This window comes from Streptomyces sp. NBC_01012, assembly GCF_045162755.1.
GTDB lineage: Bacteria > Actinomycetota > Actinomycetes > Streptomycetales > Streptomycetaceae > Streptomyces.
Window position 1 is genome coordinate 4,791,344 of record NZ_CP108688.1, and the last position, 15,493, is coordinate 4,806,836.

Below are 15,493 nucleotides of genomic sequence, written 5' to 3' on the forward strand. Positions count from 1 at the left end.
GGTCAGGGGCTTTTTGTGTGCGCTCCTAGCCAGGCTCGTGCGCTTCGGACCCGGACCCGGACTCGTCGTGGATGGTCAAGGTGCCGGCGAGATCGAGGTCGGCGACGGTGCCGTGCGCCCCCGCGCGGACGAGCAGCACCGCACCGAGCGCGGTGCTCCAGAACGTCCTGGCCTCCACTTCGAGCGGCCGGCGGGCCTTCCAGCCGCGACTCTCGACGATCCGGTCCACGAAACGCTCGGACTGCCGGAACAGCAACTGCAGGTGCTGGTCGACGACGGGGGCGAGTTCGGGCTTGGAAATCCCGGCGGCGAGTGCGCGCGCGACCGACGGCAGCGAGGGCATGGCCAGCACGGCGCGGGCGATGTTGCGCCGGAATGCCGCCGCGTCGGGTGCCTGGTGGCCGATGCGCTCGATCCTTCGGGCGTCGTGCAGCAGGCCGAGAAACGCGGCGTGCACGAGCAGCGAGTCCTTGGAGCCGAAGTAATACGTGACCTGATTGGGGAAGACGCCTCCCGCCTTCGCGATCTCCGCGACGCTCACCTCCGCGCCCGGCCGCTCCTTGCAGAGCTGTGCGGTCGCTTCGATCAGCCGGCGCCTCGTCGCGCGACCGCGGTCACGCGACCGGACCGACGACGGCCGGACTTCGGTCCGCTTCTTCTCGTCCACGCTCGAATTGTATGTGATACAACAGCTGGGCACGCTTGTTGTATGGCATACAAGAAAGGTTGAAGGGTATGTGGCGGACCGAAGTCGTCGTGACCGGACTCGGCGCGATCACACCACTCGGGGCAGACGTGGCGTCCACCTGGAAGGCCCTGCTCGCCGGCGAGTCCGGCATCCGCGGCGGAGCCCTGCGCGGCCACGAGGACACCGGCCTTTCCGGCACCGTCGCGGGGACGATGGCGGCCGACCCCGCCGGGTCGCTCCCGCCGGTACGGGCCAGGCGGCTCGACCGCTCGCAGCAGGCGGCTCTCACCGCGGCGGCCGAAGCCTGGGCGGACGCCGGCAGCCCTGAGGTGGACCAGGACCGGCTCGCGGCCGCGATCGGCACGGGCATCGGGGGTGTACGGACGCTGCTGAAGGAGGACGACGTACTGGAGACCGCCGGGACGCGGCGCGTCTCGCCACGTACGGTCCCGATGCTCATGCCCAACGCGGCGGCAGCGCTGATCAGCATCGAGTACGGCGCACGGGCCGGGGCCTACACGCCCGTCTCGGCCTGCTCATCCGGCGCCGAGGCGATCGCCCTGGGAGCCAGGCTCATCCGCGCCGGCGAGGCGGACCTGGTCATCGCGGGCGGGACCGAGGCCGCCATCACCCCGATCACCGTCGCCGGCTTCGCCCAGGCCCAGGCGCTGTCCCGGCACACCGCCGAACCCGCCTCGGCATCACGGCCGTTCGCCGCGGATCGCAGCGGATTCGTCCTCAGCGAAGGTGCGGCCGTCGTGGTGCTCGAAAGCGCGGAACACGCCGACGCCAGAGGCGCGCACGTCCATGCGGTACTCGCGGGCGCCGGCATCGCCGCGGACGCCCACCACATCACGGCGCCCGCCGCCGACGGATCCGGCCAGATCTCGGCCATGCGGAAGGCCCTCGCACAGGCCGGCCTGGCTCCCGAGCGGATCAGCCACATCAACGCCCACGCCACCGGAACCCCGCTCGGCGACGCCGCCGAGGCACGCGCGATCGGGAACGTCTTCGGCCGCGCCACCGTGACGGCCCCCAAGGCCGCGCTGGGTCATCTCTTCGGCGCCGCCGGCGCGATGGAAGCGCTCATCGCCGTCCTCAGCGTGGAGCACGGCGTCATCCCGCCCACCCGCAACCTCACCGAGGTCGCGGTCGGTCCCGACATCGACCTCGACGTGGTGGTGGAGCGACGAGACGCACCCCAGGAAGCCGTGCTCAGCAATTCCTTCGGCTTCGGCGGCCAGAACGTCTCACTCATCGTCAGCGCCCCGCCCCGGCTTTGAGGTTACGGACCGGCCTTAGCCCCGTATGTCCGATTTCAGCGTCCGTAACCTCACCGGGGCGCGTTACTCGCGTGGGTGGTGGCGGCGACCGTGAGGGCCAGGGCTGCCGCACACACCGGTGCCGCGTATCCGGTCGCCGTGCCGGTGTGTTCCACCGCCCAGCCGCCCGCCGCGGAACCCGCCGCCACTCCGCCGAGCAGTGCGGTGACGGCGAGTGTCATGCCCTCGTTGAGCTGTGCCTGCGGGGTGAGCCGTTGGACGAGTGTCATGCCGGTGACCATGGTGGGGGCGGTCGCCGCTCCCGCCAGCAGCAGGCAGCAGGCCAGGAGCAGCAGCGAATCGGTCGTGGCCGTGGCGATCAGGGGGAGGGACATCAGCGCGGTCATCCCCGTCAGGCAGAGCAGCAGCCTGCGTCCGATCCGTGCCGCCGGGCGCAGCGAGCCGTAGACCAGCCCTGCCACGCAGGAGCCGCCGGCCTGGAGTGCGAGGATCGCGCCTCCCGCGTGGGCGATGGAGACGACCTCCAGCGACCCGAACACCGCTCCGGTGGCCAGGAAGATGGCGAGCAGGCCGGGTATGCCGGGGGTGCGAAGAGGGGAGACGGTCCGGGGCGTGCGAGGGGCCACCGGTGGTTCGGTCGCGTGCTGTGCGGCGAAGACCAGGATGCCGGTCATGAGCAGGATCGCGCCGGTGAGCGTGCCGGCCTCGGGGAAGAGCGCCCCGCACAGGGAGGCGGCCAGGACCGGGCCGAGCATGAAGCAGAGCTCGTCGGCGGCCTGTTCGAAGGAGTTCGCCGTGTGCAGGGCCGCCGCGTCGCCACGGTGGAGGTGGGACCAGCGGGCGCGTGACATGCCGCCGGTGTTCGGGGTGGTGGCCGTCGCGGCGTAGGCGACGAAGAGGGTCCAGACCGGTGCGTCGTAGTGCACGCAGAGGACCAGGGAGAGTGAGCCGAGTACCGCGACAGCGGTGGCGGGCACGGCGACCCTGGCCTGGCCGTGGCGGTCGACGAGGCGGGCCGTCCAGGGGGCGACCACGGCGGTCGCGGCCAGCCCGGTGGCCGTGACGGCGCCGGCCAGGGCGTACGAACCGTGCACCCCGGCGATCATGATGACCGCGCTGACGCTGAACATGCCCATGGGCAGCCTGGCCAGGAGATTGCCTGCCGTGAACGCCCGGGCGCCCGGGGTGGCGAGCAGGCGTCGATAGGGATTCGCGTGGGTGGGTACGGGGGTGGGGGCCGGGACGGGTGTGGGCGCGGGGGGTGGGGGTCCGGTGGTGGATGCGGTCGCGGTCGGTGCGGGGGTTTTGTCAGGCACTCGTTCAGCCTCGGGGCGTGCCGGTGATGGCGTCCAACACCTGTTCGGGGTCCATTGACGCATCTGCGTTGTAAATTGTGCGGATGGTTGCCGCATCCCATGTCGATCCCAGGCTCATCCGTGGCTTCGTCGCGGTGGCCGAGGAGCTGCACTTCACCCGGGCCGCCTCCCGGCTCTACGTCGCCCAGCAGGCGCTGAGCCGGGACATCCGCCGGCTTGAGCGCGAGCTGGGGCGGGAGCTGTTCGTGCGTACCACCCGGCAGGTGACGCTGACCCCCGACGGGGAGCGCCTCCTTCCGTATGCCCGCCGGGTGCTCGACGCGCATGCCGCGCTCGGGGCGGCCTTCGCGGATCCGGCCGACCGCCCGCTGCTCGTCGACCTCAACACCGACGGGATGACGGCGGCCCGGGTGCTGGCCAGGGCGCGTGAGCTCGCGCCCGACTGCGAGCTGATGGCGCGCTTCGAGAGCGGGCTGACCTGGGCTGCGGGCGAGATGCTCGCAGGGCGGCTCGATGTGTCCTTCGGGCGGGCGGCCGGGCTCGATCCCGCGGTGCTCGCCCAGCTCTCCGTACGGCCGGTGCGGTACGAGCCGATGGCTCTGCTCCTTCCGCACGGTCACCGTCTGGCCGGACGCGAAGAGATCGCCATGAGTGATCTGACCGGCGAAACCGTCTACGCGGGGGCGGGCAATACGCGCACGCTGGAGTGGACCGACCTTGCGGCGCGGCTGTTCGCGGAGTGGGGAGTCGTCCTGGCGCCGCCTGCTCCGCTCGCCGTAGGGGTGGCCGAATTTCAACGGGTGATGGCGAAGAACGGAGACCCCGTGCTGACCGTCGTCGGCTTCCCCTGCCTGCCGGGGACGGTGCTGCGGCCGCTCGTCGGGCCGGTGCCGCTGTCGCCGTTGCTCATGGTGTGGCGTCGGGGCCTCGACCATCCCGGCCTGGCAGCATTGCACGCGGCAGTGGCCGAACTCGCCGAGGTGGAGGGATGGATGGTACGGCCACGTATCTCGTGGTTGCCGGATACCGATGTATCACTCATGGGTCACTGTTCATGAACAACCACTGATACGGGCCTCTGGGGGGTGCCGGTGTGCGCTACATTCGTGGTTTCGGGTGCACGGTGGCGAGTGTCGAACGGACGGGTGGGGGCCCGGATCCGATGGCACGATTCCAGTCATTCCCGCGCACCTGTTTTCGTTGAGTGGGGGAAGTGCGAACACCTGTGGAAAATTGGCGCGAAGGTACCCGAACCGGGCATACGCATGAGCCGAACGATGTGACCGTCCAACTGGACGGACTGGGTCGTCAGCTCTCCGAGCTGCCCGTGGAACCCGGCCCTCCGGATCCATCCGACGGCCCGGTGTTCGTCGACGAGAGCGGCCGCCGGAGCAAGACGTACCGGCGCGTCGGCTGGGTGCTCGCCACGATCTGTGCGGTGTACGCGGTGACGCTCGTGATAGCCGTGCTCGGCGGGAACTCCACCGCTCCCTGGCTGCCGATTTCCGGCCAGGACCAGAAGCAGTCGGACGAGGTCGAGGTGCAGCCCGCTCCGAGTGACGCCTCCGCGTCCGCGAGCCCCGGAGCCACACCCAGCGCGTCCGCGTCCGCCTCGGACCCGGCTGCCCCTTCGGTCACTCCCTCCGGCGCGGCCTCCGCGTCAGGTCCGGCCGTGCCCGGCGCGTCCGCCTCGGCCCCCGCATCCAGCAAGCCCTCCAGGACCGGTACCGCTTCGGCCCCCGCCCCGGGCAGCTCGGCGTCCGAGAAGCCGACCGGCGACCCGTCCCCGACGGACGACGACACAGAGCCTCCTGTCGACGAGAGCCCGCCGGACTCCCCGGACCCCTCTGACTCGCCGGCGCAATCACAAGAAGGCTGAAGTACATGACACCCCCCGTTTCGCGGGGCAGGCACAACCGGAAAAAGAAGCGGACCGTCCGGCGCAGACTTCCCATGCGCTACCTGCTTCCGTCACTCCTTCTTGTGGCCCTGCTCGCCATGCTCATGCTGCGTGGATACGTGCACAGCGAGATCCTCGCCGACCACCGCATCCAGAGACCGGCGCCCACCGATCACGTGCCGGACAAGGTCCTCGAAGGCGGCCCGGTCATCGACGCCCGTGCCGCGGGCGAGGAAGCCAAGTCGCTCCGGATACCCGAGCACAAGATCGTCCTGACCTTCGACGACGGCCCCGACCCGGTCTGGACCCCGCGGGTCCTGGACGAGCTCAAGAAGCACGACGCGCACGCCGTCTTCTTCGTCACCGGCACCATGGCCTCGCGTTACCCGGCCCTCGTGAAGCGGATGGTCGACGAGGGGCACGAGATCGGGCTGCACACCTTCAACCACCCCGACCTCTCCTTCCAGTCCACCAGCCGCATCGACTGGGAGCTCTCCCAGAACCAGCTGGTGCTGGCGGGCGCGGCCGGTATCCGTACCTCGCTGTTCCGGCCGCCGTACTCCTCGTTCGCCGACGCCATGGACGACAAGTCCTGGCCGGTCACGCAGTACATCGGCAGCCGCGGCTACCTCACCGTCGTGAACAACACCGACAGTGAGGACTGGAAGCGTCCCGGCGTCCACTCGATCATCGAGCGGGCCACGCCCAAGCACGGCAAGGGCGCCGTCATCCTGATGCACGACTCCGGTGGCGACCGGTCCCAGACCGTGGCCGCCCTGGACAAGTTCCTGCCGAAGATGCAGGAGCGTGGCTACGACTTCACCAATCTGACGACGGCGCTCGGTGCCCCCAGCGCGCACACCCCGGTCACCGGGTTCGCGCTCTGGAAGGGCAAGGCGTTCGTGGGGGCGGTGGAGATCTCCGAGAAGGTCACCGGTGTCATGGTGGTGGGCCTCGCGGCCATCGGCGTGCTGGTCATGGCCCGCTTCGGTCTGATGCTGCTGCTGTCCTTCCTGCACGCCAGGAAGGTGCGCCGCAGGAACTTCCGCTGGGGTGAGGACTTCACCCAACCCGTGTCCGTCCTCGTACCCGCGTACAACGAGCGCGAGTGCATCGAGGCCACCGTGCGGTCGCTGGTCGCCAGTGACTATCCGATCGAGGTCATCGTCATCGACGACGGCTCGACGGACGGCACCGCCGACCTCGTCGAGGCGATGTGGATCCCGAACGTCCGGGTCGTACGCCAGCGCAACGGCGGCAAGCCCGCGGCGCTCAACAACGGCATCGCGCACGCCCGGTACGACATCGTCGTGATGATGGACGGCGACACCGTCTTCGAACCGTCCACCGTGCGCGAGCTCGTACAGCCGTTCGCCGACCCCAAGGTCGGAGCGGTCGCGGGCAACGCCAAGGTCGGCAACCGCGACTCGCTGATCGGCGCCTGGCAGCACATCGAGTACGTGATGGGCTTCAACCTCGACCGCAGGATGTACGACCTGCTGGGCTGCATGCCCACCATCCCCGGCGCGGTCGGTGCCTTCCGCCGTGACGCGCTGGACCGGATCGGCGGCATGAGCGAGGACACCCTCGCCGAGGACACCGACGTCACCATGGCGCTGCACCGCGACGGCTGGCGTGTCGTCTACGCGGAGAACGCCAGGGCCTGGACCGAGGCCCCCGAGTCCGTGCAGCAGCTGTGGTCGCAGCGCTACCGGTGGTCCTACGGCACGATGCAGGCCATCTGGAAGCACCGCCGCGCGGTCATCGAGCGTGGCCCATCGGGCCGCTTCGGACGCGTGGGCCTGCCGTTCGTCTCGCTGTTCATGGTCGTCGCACCACTGCTGGCGCCACTGATCGACGTCTTCCTGCTCTACGGACTCGTCTTCGGTCCGACGGGGAAGACGGTCGCGGCCTGGTTCGGCGTCCTGCTGGTGCAGGCCGTCTGCGCCGCGTACGCCTTCCGGCTCGACCGGGAACGCATGACCCACCTGATCTCCCTGCCGCTCCAGCAGGTCCTGTACCGGCAGCTGATGTACGTCGTGCTGCTCCAGTCCTGGATCACCGCTCTCACCGGCGGCCGGCTGCGCTGGCAGAAGCTGCGGCGCACGGGCGTGGTGGAGGCGCCGGGCGGCACGCAGAACCGCCGTAGGGACACCGACAAGGACCGGAGGCCGGTGGCATGACCTATCCCGACCCCGAACGGCCGCAGCGGGACGGTGCCGGCGGATACGGCAACCCCGGGTACGGCGACGGTGCCTGGGCGTCCGTGCCGCCGCAGCAGCAGGGCAGTGCCTATCCGGCCCACCCTGCCCCTGTCCGGTCGGACACCGCGGCGTACCCGACCGTCGCGTACCCCGAGGCGCACCCGGCGGCGTACCCCGAGGCGCATCAAGGGCACGTGGGTGCCGCGTACCCCGAGCAGGCGCCGGCCGCCACCGTCCCGGCCGCCACCGTCCCCGTGGATACCGTGGATACCGCGGACACGGCCGACACGGCGGGGGCCGCCCCCGCTCCCCGTGCCAAGCCCGGGCGGGACCGCTATCTCGACCTGCTCAGGGCCGTGGCCCTGGTCCGGGTCGTCGTCTTCCACCTCTTCGGGTGGGCCTGGCTGACCGTCCTCTTCCCGTCCATGGGCGTGATGTTCGCGCTGGCCGGTTCGCTGATGGCGCGTTCGCTGTCCCGCCCCGCGGTGAGCGTCATCCGCAGCAGGCTGCGCAGGCTGCTTCCGCCGATGTGGGCGTTCTCGCTCGTCATCGTGCCGGTGATGTTCGCGCTGAGCTGGAAGCCCGTCCGGGAGGAGGGGCTGTGGTGGTTCATCAAGCTCGGCAGCTACATCCTTCCGCTCGGCTCGCCCCCGTACCCGTGGGAGAGCGGTTCGGAGGGCGGCTGGCTCGAGCTGTCCTGGGCGGACCAGGCGGCGGGGCCGCTCTGGTACATCCGGGCCTACCTCTGGTTCGTGCTCGCCTCACCGCTGCTGCTCAAGGCGTTCCGCAGGCTGCCGTGGGTCACGCTGCTCGCCCCGCTCGGCCTCACGGCCGTCATCGGCACCGGTCTGGTGACGGTTCCCGGCACCTTCGGCGAGGGGCTCGTCGACTTCGCCGTGTTCGGGTCCTGCTGGATCCTCGGTTTCGCCCACAACGACGGGCTGCTGAAGGAGATCCCGCGCTACCTGGCGGTGTCCTCCGCCGCGATCGTCATGGGCTTCGGCCTGTGGTGGGCCTCCGGGCACCTCACCGAGGAGGGCTGGAATCTGGACGAGATCCCGCTCGCCCAGGCCACCTGGTCCCTCGGCTTCTGCGCGATCCTCCTGGTCTACGCCCCCTCCTGGCGCAAGCTCCCCGGCAGGCTCGCCGGGTGGGACAGCCTGGTCACGCTGGCCAACAACAGGGCCGTGACGATCTATCTGTGGCACAACCTGCTGCTGATGGCGGCCGCGCAGCTGGTGGACGAGCTCTGGTCCGTGCCGTGGTTCGGCGACACGTTCGACACGTACATAGAGCAGTCGTACGAGGTGTTGATCCTGATCGCGATATGGCCGCTGATAGGGCTGGCGATCCTGGCGTTCGGCTGGGTCGAGGACGTCGCCGCCAAACGCCGGCCACGCCTGTGGCCGAACGGCGTGGACCGGGCACGCAAGGCCTGACCACGGCCGGGAGGGGTGCGGTGGAGCGGCTCACCGCACCCCTCCCGGCCGAGTGAGAGCAAGGTTGCGCACCGGTCACCTCATGGCACCGCGCCGAAACGCGGACTCCCTAGCGTGGGCAGGACAACACCCCGACCCCTGTGGAGGCGCGCGATGGCCGGTCGTTGGATCGAGCAGTGGGACCCGGAGGACGACGCCTTCTGGCGGGAGACGGGCGAGAGGACCGCCCGCAGGAATCTGTGGTTCTCCGTGCTCTCGGAGCACATCGGGTTCTCGATCTGGTCCCTGTGGTCCGTCATGGTCCTGTTCATGGGGCCGGAATACGGCGTCGACCCGGCGGGCAAGTTCTTCCTGATCTCCACGGCCACCCTGGTCGGGGCCGTCGTCCGGGTGCCGTACACCTTCGCGGTCGCGCTGTTCGGCGGGCGGAACTGGACCGTCGTCAGCGCGCTGTCGCTCCTGGTGCCGACCCTCGCCGCGTTCTGGGTGATGGAGCCGGGGACCTCGTACACGACGTTCCTCGTCGTCGCGGCGCTCACGGGCATCGGGGGCGGCAACTTCGCCTCGTCGATGACGAACATCAACGCCTTCTTCCCGCTGCGCAAGAAGGGCTGGGCGCTCGGGCTCAACGCGGGCGGCGGCAACATCGGTGTCCCGGTCGTCCAGCTCGCCGGTCTGCTGGTGATCGGCACGGCGGGCGCCGCACACCCGCGGATCGTGCTCGGGGCGTACGTACCGCTGATCGTCGTCGCGGCGCTCGGTGCCGCGCTGCGGATGGACAACCTCCGGCCCGTCAGGAACGACACAGGGGCCGCACTCCAGGCCGTACGCGAACGGCACACCTGGATCATGTCGGTGCTCTACATCGGCACCTTCGGCTCGTTCATCGGCTACAGCTTCGCCTTCGGGCTCGTCCTGCAGACCCAGTTCGGCCGGACTCCGCTGGAGGCCGCGTCACTCACCTTCATCGGCCCGCTGCTCGGTTCCCTGATCCGGCCCGTCGGCGGCCGGCTCGCCGACCGGTACGGCGGCGCCCGGATCACCCTGTGGACCTTCGCGGCCATGGCCGTGGCGACGGGTGTCGTCGTCCATGCCTCAGGCAACGAGTCGCTGCCCGAGTTCCTCGTCGGCTTCATCGCCCTGTTCGTGCTGACGGGGCTGGGCAACGGATCCACCTTCAAGATGATCCCGGGCATCTTCCACGCACAGGGCGTCGCCGATGGCCTGAGCGACGAGGAGGCCGCGGCCTACGGACGGCGGCTCTCCGGGGCGGCCATGGGGCTCATCGGGGCGGTCGGGGCCCTGGGCGGTCTCGCGATCAACCTCGCGTTCCGTCAGTCCTTCGCCGTATCGGGCGCCGGGACGGCCGCCTTCTGGTGCTTCCTCGGCTTCTACGCCGTGTGTTTCACCCTCACCTGGGCGGTATACCTTCGGCGTCCCGCGGCGCCGGCATCGAAGCCCCAGCTCACCTACGCCGAGGTGTGAAGATGTCCTCAGCGCGACGCAGGACGTAACGGGCGGGAAATACAGGAGGACCGAGACCGTCATGCGACGTTGACAGTCTCGGTCCTCCGCATCATCGAGCAACAGCGGGACGAGAGCCGGGTATCACGCCATGCACGACGACGACGCACAGCACGGGCCCCTGGCGGGCTTCACGGTCGGGGTGACCGCAGCCCGTCGCGCCGAGGAGCTCGGGACGCTTCTCGCGCGAAGGGGCGCCGCGGTCATGCACGCGCCCGCCCTGCGGATCGTGCCGCTCGCGGACGACAGCGAACTCCTGGACGCCACCAAGGAACTGATCGGTCACGCACCCGACATCGTGATCGCGACCACGGCCATCGGCTTCCGAGGCTGGGTGGAGGCCGCCGACGGCTGGGGCATCGGGGACCAGCTCCTCGCACTGCTGCGCGGTACGGAGCTGCTCGCCCGTGGCCCCAAGGTCAAGGGCGCCATCCGGGCGGCCGGACTGACCGAGGCATGGTCGCCGCAGTCGGAGTCGATGGCGGAGGTTCTTGAACGCCTGTTGGGCGAGGGTGTCGCGGGCCGAAGGGTCGCTCTCCAGCTGCACGGCGAACCGCTGCCGGGTTTCGTCGAGTCGCTGCGTGCGGCGGGCGCCGAAGTCGTCGGCGTCCCCGTCTACCGGTGGATGCCCCCGGAGGACATCGCCCCGCTCGATCGCATGCTCGACGTCACCGTCGCCCGCGGCCTTGACGCCCTCACCTTCACCAGCGCTCCTGCCGCCGCGTCCTATCTGAACCGCGCGGAGGTCCGCGGGATGCTCCCCGAGGTGCTGGAGGCCCTGAGCCACGACGTGGTCACCGCCTGCGTCGGGCCGGTCACGGCCCTGCCCCTGCAGGCCAAGGGCATCGACACCGTCCAGCCCGAGCGCTTCCGGCTGGGCCCGCTCGTGCAGGTGCTCTGTGCCCAGCTGCCGGCCCGCGCCCGTACGCTGCCCGTTGCGGGGCACCAGGTCGAGATCCGGGGCCACGCCGTGCTGGTCGACGGAGCCCTGCGCCCGGTGCCCCCGGCCGGCATGGCCCTGCTGCACGCGCTGGCCCGCAGGCCGGGCTGGGTGGTCTCCAGGGCGGACCTGCTGCGCGCCCTGCCGGGCAGCGGCAGCGACGAGCACGCGGTGGAGACGGCGATGGCCCGGCTGCGTACGGCGCTGGGTGTGCCACGGCTGGTCCAGACGGTCGTCAAGCGGGGCTACCGGCTGGCCCTCGATCCGTCGGCGGACACCAAGTACGACGGCTCCTGACCGGCCGCTACGGTGCGGGGATGATCGATGACAGCCATCCCCTGACCGACGGTGTCCGGCTGAGGCCCGTGACCCTCGACGACGCGGAGTCGTTCGCCGAGACCCTGACCCGCAGCCGCGCCTACATGCGGCGCTGGGACCCCGTGCGTCCCGAGGCCTTCTACACCCCCGAGGGCCAGCGGCGGCGGCTGACCGCGCTGCTCGCGGACCGGGACGCGGGGCGGGCGATGCCCTGGGCGCTGGCCGACGACGCCGACCGGGTCGTGGGGGCGATGACGCTCTCCTCCATCGAACGCGGTGTGTTCCGCAACGCCCGGCTCGGCTACTGGATCGACGTCGACCGGGCGGGCCGGGGCCTGGCCACGGCCGCCGTCACCCGCGTCTGCGAGGCGGCACGGGACGAATTCGGCCTGCACCGGGTGGAGGCGGGGACGGTCCTGGACAACGCGGCCTCGCAGCGGGTGCTGACGAAGTGCGGCTTCGAGCTCTACGGCACGGCGCCGCGCTACCTCCACATCAACGGCGCCTGGCAGGACCACCGGATGTTCCAGCGCATCCTGCACGACGGCCCGCCGGAGGACTGAGCGGGGCCCGGACCTCCCCGTGCCCCGGGCTTCCCACCGACCCGGCAGGAGGGGTTCCGGGGCGGGCCGGATGCGGGCACTCTGGGGGTGACTCTCCCCCACAGGTGACCCCCGAGGCGGTGACAGGCTCATGGCGGCGGGCACGGGTGCGTACGACCGGCGGTTCGACTCGGGGCGTGTCTGTCTCGACCTGGTCGCGACAGGTGCTGAGGCCTCCGGCGCGAGTGAGCGGCTCGACTGTCCGGCGCGTCTCGCCGAGTGGCTGGTGGCTTCGCGACTGGTCCCGCTCGGGACGCCGCTGGTGGCCGTCGACGAGACCTGGGTGGCGCGGTTCAGGCAACTGCGGTCCTGCATCGACCGGCTGATGACAGCTCAGCTGACGGGTGGCAGCGCCGACAAGGCGCTGGAGCTGGTCAACGCCCTTGCGGCGGGCGCACCACCGGGGCTGCGGGCCGTGCGGGGGCAGGGCGGGGCGCTCGTACGGGAGCTGAGCGCCGACCCGGGGTGCGGGGAGCTGCTCGCCTCGGTGGCCCGGGACGCGGTGGACCTGCTGACGGACCCGGTCGCGCGGGCGGGGCTGCGGCGGTGCGAGGGCGATGCCTGCCGGCGGCTCTATCTGGACACCTCCCGGGGGCGGCGGCGCCGCTGGTGCTCCAGCGAGGTCTGCGGCAACCGGGAGCGGGTGGCCAGACACCGCCGCCGCGTGAAGGCTGTGCCGTGACGCCGTGACGCCGTGACGCCGTGACGCCGTGACGCCGTGACGCTCTGGGCTGGGCGGCAGCGGGTGAGAAGCACCCGAAACGCGACCCGTGCGGCAGGTGCGCCCAGGGCTCCCTTTCGCGTACGGTTGACGGCTGCTCGATGCACGTCAGAAGGGGGCCCCGGTGGCCGCGCAGGATGCCGCTGTCGATTCGTTGCGGGACCGGGAAATCGGTGTCGAACAAGAACATCTGGACCGGGTCTACCGCCGTCTCGAAGAGAAGATCGACGAGGCGGAATTTCTCATGCGGGACGCCGGCAAAAGGGGTCAGGTAGGCACCCCGGGCGCACTCGCCGAGCGGGACGCGCAGGTCTTCCGCGCCGGAGTCCATCTCAACCGGCTGAACAGTGAGTTCGAGGACTTCCTCTTCGGGCGGATCGACCTGCTGCGCGGCAAGGACGGTGAACGCGGCCCGGACGGCGCCTTCACGTCCGTGGAGGCGGCCGACGACGCCGTGGGCGAGGACAGCACCGCCGCGATCGCGGAGACCCTCCACATCGGCCGCATAGGAGTACTCGACTCCGACTACGCACCGCTGGTGATCGACTGGCGCGCGCCGGCCGCCGCGCCCTTCTACCGTTCGACGCCGAAGGACCCCGGCCGGGTCGTACGCCGCCGGGTCATCCGCTCCAAGGGCCGCAGGGTTCTCGGGGTCGAGGACGACCTGATGCGCCCGGAGCTGACCGCACGGCTGAACGGCGAGGAACTGCCCGTCATCGGAGACGGCGCCCTGATGGCCGCGCTGGGCCAGGCCCGCAGCCACACGATGCGGGACATCGTCTCGTCGATCCAGGCCGAGCAGGACCTGGTGATCAGGGCCCCCGCCGCGTCCGTCACCGAGGTCTCCGGCGGCCCCGGCACGGGCAAGACGGCGGTGGCCCTGCACCGGGCCGCGTATCTGCTCTACCAGGACCGGCGCAGGTACGCGGGCGGCATCCTCATCGTCTCGCCGACGCCGCTGCTGGTCGCGTACACCGAAGGGGTGCTGCCCTCGCTCGGTGAGGAGGGCCAGGTCGCGATCCGTGCCATCGGTTCGCTGTCGGACGAGGCCGCGGGGGTGGAGGGCGCCTACGGGAGGGGCGGCCCGAAGGGCCCCGATGAGGGGCGGTGGTCGGGTGACGGGGGGGCGTACGACGAGCCCGCCGTCGCCCGGATCAAGGGCTCGTCCCGGATGCTCCACGTGCTGCGCAAGGCGGCCCGCGGGGCGCTGGAGCAGCCCGCGCCGAGACCTGTGCCCCAGGAGGGGCAGCTGGAGTTCGGCGAGGCCGACGAGGCCCCGGCCGACGAGGGCACCCCCACCCGGCTGAGGGTGGTGGCCTTCGGTGCCCGCGTCGAGCTGGAGGCCGACGAGCTGCGGCGGATCCGGCACAACGTCCTCGGCGGCACGGCACCCGTCAACCTGCTGCGCCCGCGCGCCCGCAAACTGCTTCTGGACGCCCTCTGGAACAAGTCGTCGGGCCGTGGCCGCTACACCGACCCCGAGCTCGCGGCGGAGCTGCGCTCCTCGTTCGACGAGGACGTGTCCACCGAGACCCCGTTCCTCACCTTCCTGCACGCCTGGTGGCCGGAACTCACCCCTCGCCGGGTGCTGGCCTCCATGTCCGACGAGCGGCGTCTTGGCAGATGGGCGCGCCGCATCCTCAACCAGGGCGAGGTGCGTCGCCTCGCCCGTTCGCTGAGGCGTCTCGACGAGGACGGCACGGGCCCGCTCTCCGTGCACGACGTGGCACTCCTGGACGAGCTGCAGACCCTGCTGGGCACCCCGGCCCGCCCGAAGAGGCAGCGCGAGGCCGACCCGCTGGACCAGCTCACGGGTCTGGAGGAGCTGATGCCGCAGCGCGAGGAGACCCAGCGCGAGCGGGCCGAGAGGCTGGCGGCGGAGCGTACCGAGTACGCCCACGTCATCGTCGACGAGGCGCAGGACCTGACGCCGATGCAGTGGCGGATGGTGGGCCGCCGGGGCCGGCACGCGACATGGACGATCGTCGGTGACGCGGCGCAGTCCTCCTGGTCGGACCCGGACGAGGCGTCCGCGGCCCGTGACGAGGCGCTCGGCAGCAGGCCGCGCCGCCGCTTCACCCTCACCGTGAACTATCGCAATCCGGCGGAGATCGCCGAGCTCGCCGCCAAGGTGCTGGCCCTGGCCATGCCGGGGATGGAGTCCCCGGCAGCGGTCCGCTCGACGGGCGTCGAACCGCGCTTCGAGACGGTGCGGGACGGGGACCTCGCCTCGACCGTCCGCGAGGAGGCCCGCAGGCTGCTCGCACAGGTGGACGGCACCGTGGGCGTGGTCGTCGCGATGAACCGCCGCGCCGAGGCCCGTGGCTGGCTGGAGGAGCTCGGGGAGCGGGTCGTGGCGCTGGGGAGCCTGGAGGCGAAGGGCCTGGAGTACGACGCCACGGTGGTGGTCTCTCCGGCGGAGATCGCCGACGAGTCCCCGGCGGGACTGCGGGTGCTCTACGTGGCGCTCACCCGTGCGACGCAGCAGCTCACCGTGGTCTCGGGGGACCGCGACATGCCGGACGAGGACGGTGTCCCGGACCTGCTGAGGGACTGAT

General features: G+C 71.2%; 12 protein-coding genes. 10 read left to right on the forward strand and 2 right to left on the reverse strand.

The features are described from left to right. Positions 1-25: 25 nt before the first annotated feature. Positions 26-667: a TetR/AcrR family transcriptional regulator C-terminal domain-containing protein gene (locus OG623_RS21550; protein ID WP_406148512.1), complete on the reverse strand. Its 642-nt coding sequence runs from the start codon at positions 665-667 to the stop codon at positions 26-28. A gap of 68 nt (positions 668-735) precedes the next feature. Between OG623_RS21550 and OG623_RS21555 the strand changes: the two genes are divergently transcribed. Then, a complete protein-coding gene (locus OG623_RS21555; RefSeq protein WP_406148514.1) occupies positions 736-1,971 on the forward strand; it encodes a beta-ketoacyl-[acyl-carrier-protein] synthase family protein in 1,236 nt (411 codons plus the stop codon). 50 nt (positions 1,972-2,021) lie between these two features. Here the strand turns inward: OG623_RS21555 and OG623_RS21560 are convergent, their stop codons facing one another. Then, positions 2,022-3,350 carry an MFS transporter gene (locus OG623_RS21560; RefSeq protein ID WP_406148516.1) on the reverse strand — a complete coding sequence of 443 codons (1,329 nt, stop codon included), beginning with the start codon at positions 3,348-3,350 and terminating at the stop codon, positions 2,022-2,024. Between the two features lie 20 nt (positions 3,351-3,370). Between OG623_RS21560 and OG623_RS21565 the strand changes: the two genes are divergently transcribed. The 9 genes from OG623_RS21565 (at position 3,371) to OG623_RS21605 (ending at position 15,492) form a co-directional block, all read left to right on the forward strand. Continuing rightward, positions 3,371-4,345 carry a LysR family transcriptional regulator gene (locus OG623_RS21565; RefSeq protein WP_406148517.1) on the forward strand — a complete coding sequence of 325 codons (975 nt, stop codon included), beginning with the start codon at positions 3,371-3,373 and terminating at the stop codon, positions 4,343-4,345. Positions 4,346-4,512: 167 nt separating this feature from the next. Then, positions 4,513-5,166: a hypothetical protein gene (locus OG623_RS21570; RefSeq protein WP_406151951.1), complete on the forward strand. Its 654-nt coding sequence runs from the start codon at positions 4,513-4,515 to the stop codon at positions 5,164-5,166. A gap of 74 nt (positions 5,167-5,240) precedes the next feature. Next, positions 5,241-7,370 carry a glycosyltransferase gene (locus OG623_RS21575; protein ID WP_406148519.1) on the forward strand — a complete coding sequence of 710 codons (2,130 nt, stop codon included), beginning with the start codon at positions 5,241-5,243 and terminating at the stop codon, positions 7,368-7,370. Further along, positions 7,367-8,830: an acyltransferase gene (locus OG623_RS21580; protein ID WP_406148520.1), complete on the forward strand. Its 1,464-nt coding sequence runs from the start codon at positions 7,367-7,369 to the stop codon at positions 8,828-8,830. Before OG623_RS21575 ends, OG623_RS21580 begins: the two co-directional genes overlap by 4 nt. 153 nt (positions 8,831-8,983) lie before the next feature. Next, entirely contained in the window at positions 8,984-10,315 is a 1,332-nt protein-coding gene (locus OG623_RS21585; protein ID WP_406148522.1) for a nitrate/nitrite transporter, read from the forward strand. A gap of 130 nt (positions 10,316-10,445) precedes the next feature. After that, the gene (locus OG623_RS21590) at positions 10,446-11,591 is read left to right on the forward strand and encodes a uroporphyrinogen-III synthase (RefSeq protein WP_406148524.1); all 1,146 of its coding nucleotides are present in this window, start codon (positions 10,446-10,448) and stop codon (positions 11,589-11,591) included. A gap of 20 nt (positions 11,592-11,611) precedes the next feature. Continuing rightward, positions 11,612-12,175: a GNAT family N-acetyltransferase gene (locus OG623_RS21595; RefSeq protein WP_406148525.1), complete on the forward strand. Its 564-nt coding sequence runs from the start codon at positions 11,612-11,614 to the stop codon at positions 12,173-12,175. A 130-nt stretch (positions 12,176-12,305) separates the two neighbouring features. After that, positions 12,306-12,896, forward strand: coding sequence for a CGNR zinc finger domain-containing protein (locus OG623_RS21600; RefSeq protein ID WP_406148526.1), 591 nt, complete (start codon positions 12,306-12,308; stop codon positions 12,894-12,896). A 163-nt stretch (positions 12,897-13,059) separates the two neighbouring features. Beyond that, positions 13,060-15,492 carry a HelD family protein gene (locus OG623_RS21605; RefSeq protein WP_406148528.1) on the forward strand — a complete coding sequence of 811 codons (2,433 nt, stop codon included), beginning with the start codon at positions 13,060-13,062 and terminating at the stop codon, positions 15,490-15,492. Position 15,493: the final 1 nt, after the last annotated feature.

Coding starts and splice junctions, on each gene's coding strand:
- OG623_RS21555 (WP_406148514.1), top strand. CDS start 736: ATGTGGCGGACCGAAGTCGTCGTGACCGGACTCGGCGCGATCACACCA.
- OG623_RS21560 (WP_406148516.1), bottom strand. CDS start 3,350: ATGCGTCAATGGACCCCGAACAGGTGTTGGACGCCATCACCGGCACGC.
- OG623_RS21565 (WP_406148517.1), top strand. CDS start 3,371: ATGGTTGCCGCATCCCATGTCGATCCCAGGCTCATCCGTGGCTTCGTC.
- OG623_RS21575 (WP_406148519.1), top strand. CDS start 5,241: ATGCGCTACCTGCTTCCGTCACTCCTTCTTGTGGCCCTGCTCGCCATG.
- OG623_RS21580 (WP_406148520.1), top strand. CDS start 7,367: ATGACCTATCCCGACCCCGAACGGCCGCAGCGGGACGGTGCCGGCGGA.
- OG623_RS21585 (WP_406148522.1), top strand. CDS start 8,984: ATGGCCGGTCGTTGGATCGAGCAGTGGGACCCGGAGGACGACGCCTTC.
- OG623_RS21590 (WP_406148524.1), top strand. CDS start 10,446: ATGCACGACGACGACGCACAGCACGGGCCCCTGGCGGGCTTCACGGTC.
- OG623_RS21595 (WP_406148525.1), top strand. CDS start 11,612: ATGATCGATGACAGCCATCCCCTGACCGACGGTGTCCGGCTGAGGCCC.
- OG623_RS21600 (WP_406148526.1), top strand. CDS start 12,306: ATGGCGGCGGGCACGGGTGCGTACGACCGGCGGTTCGACTCGGGGCGT.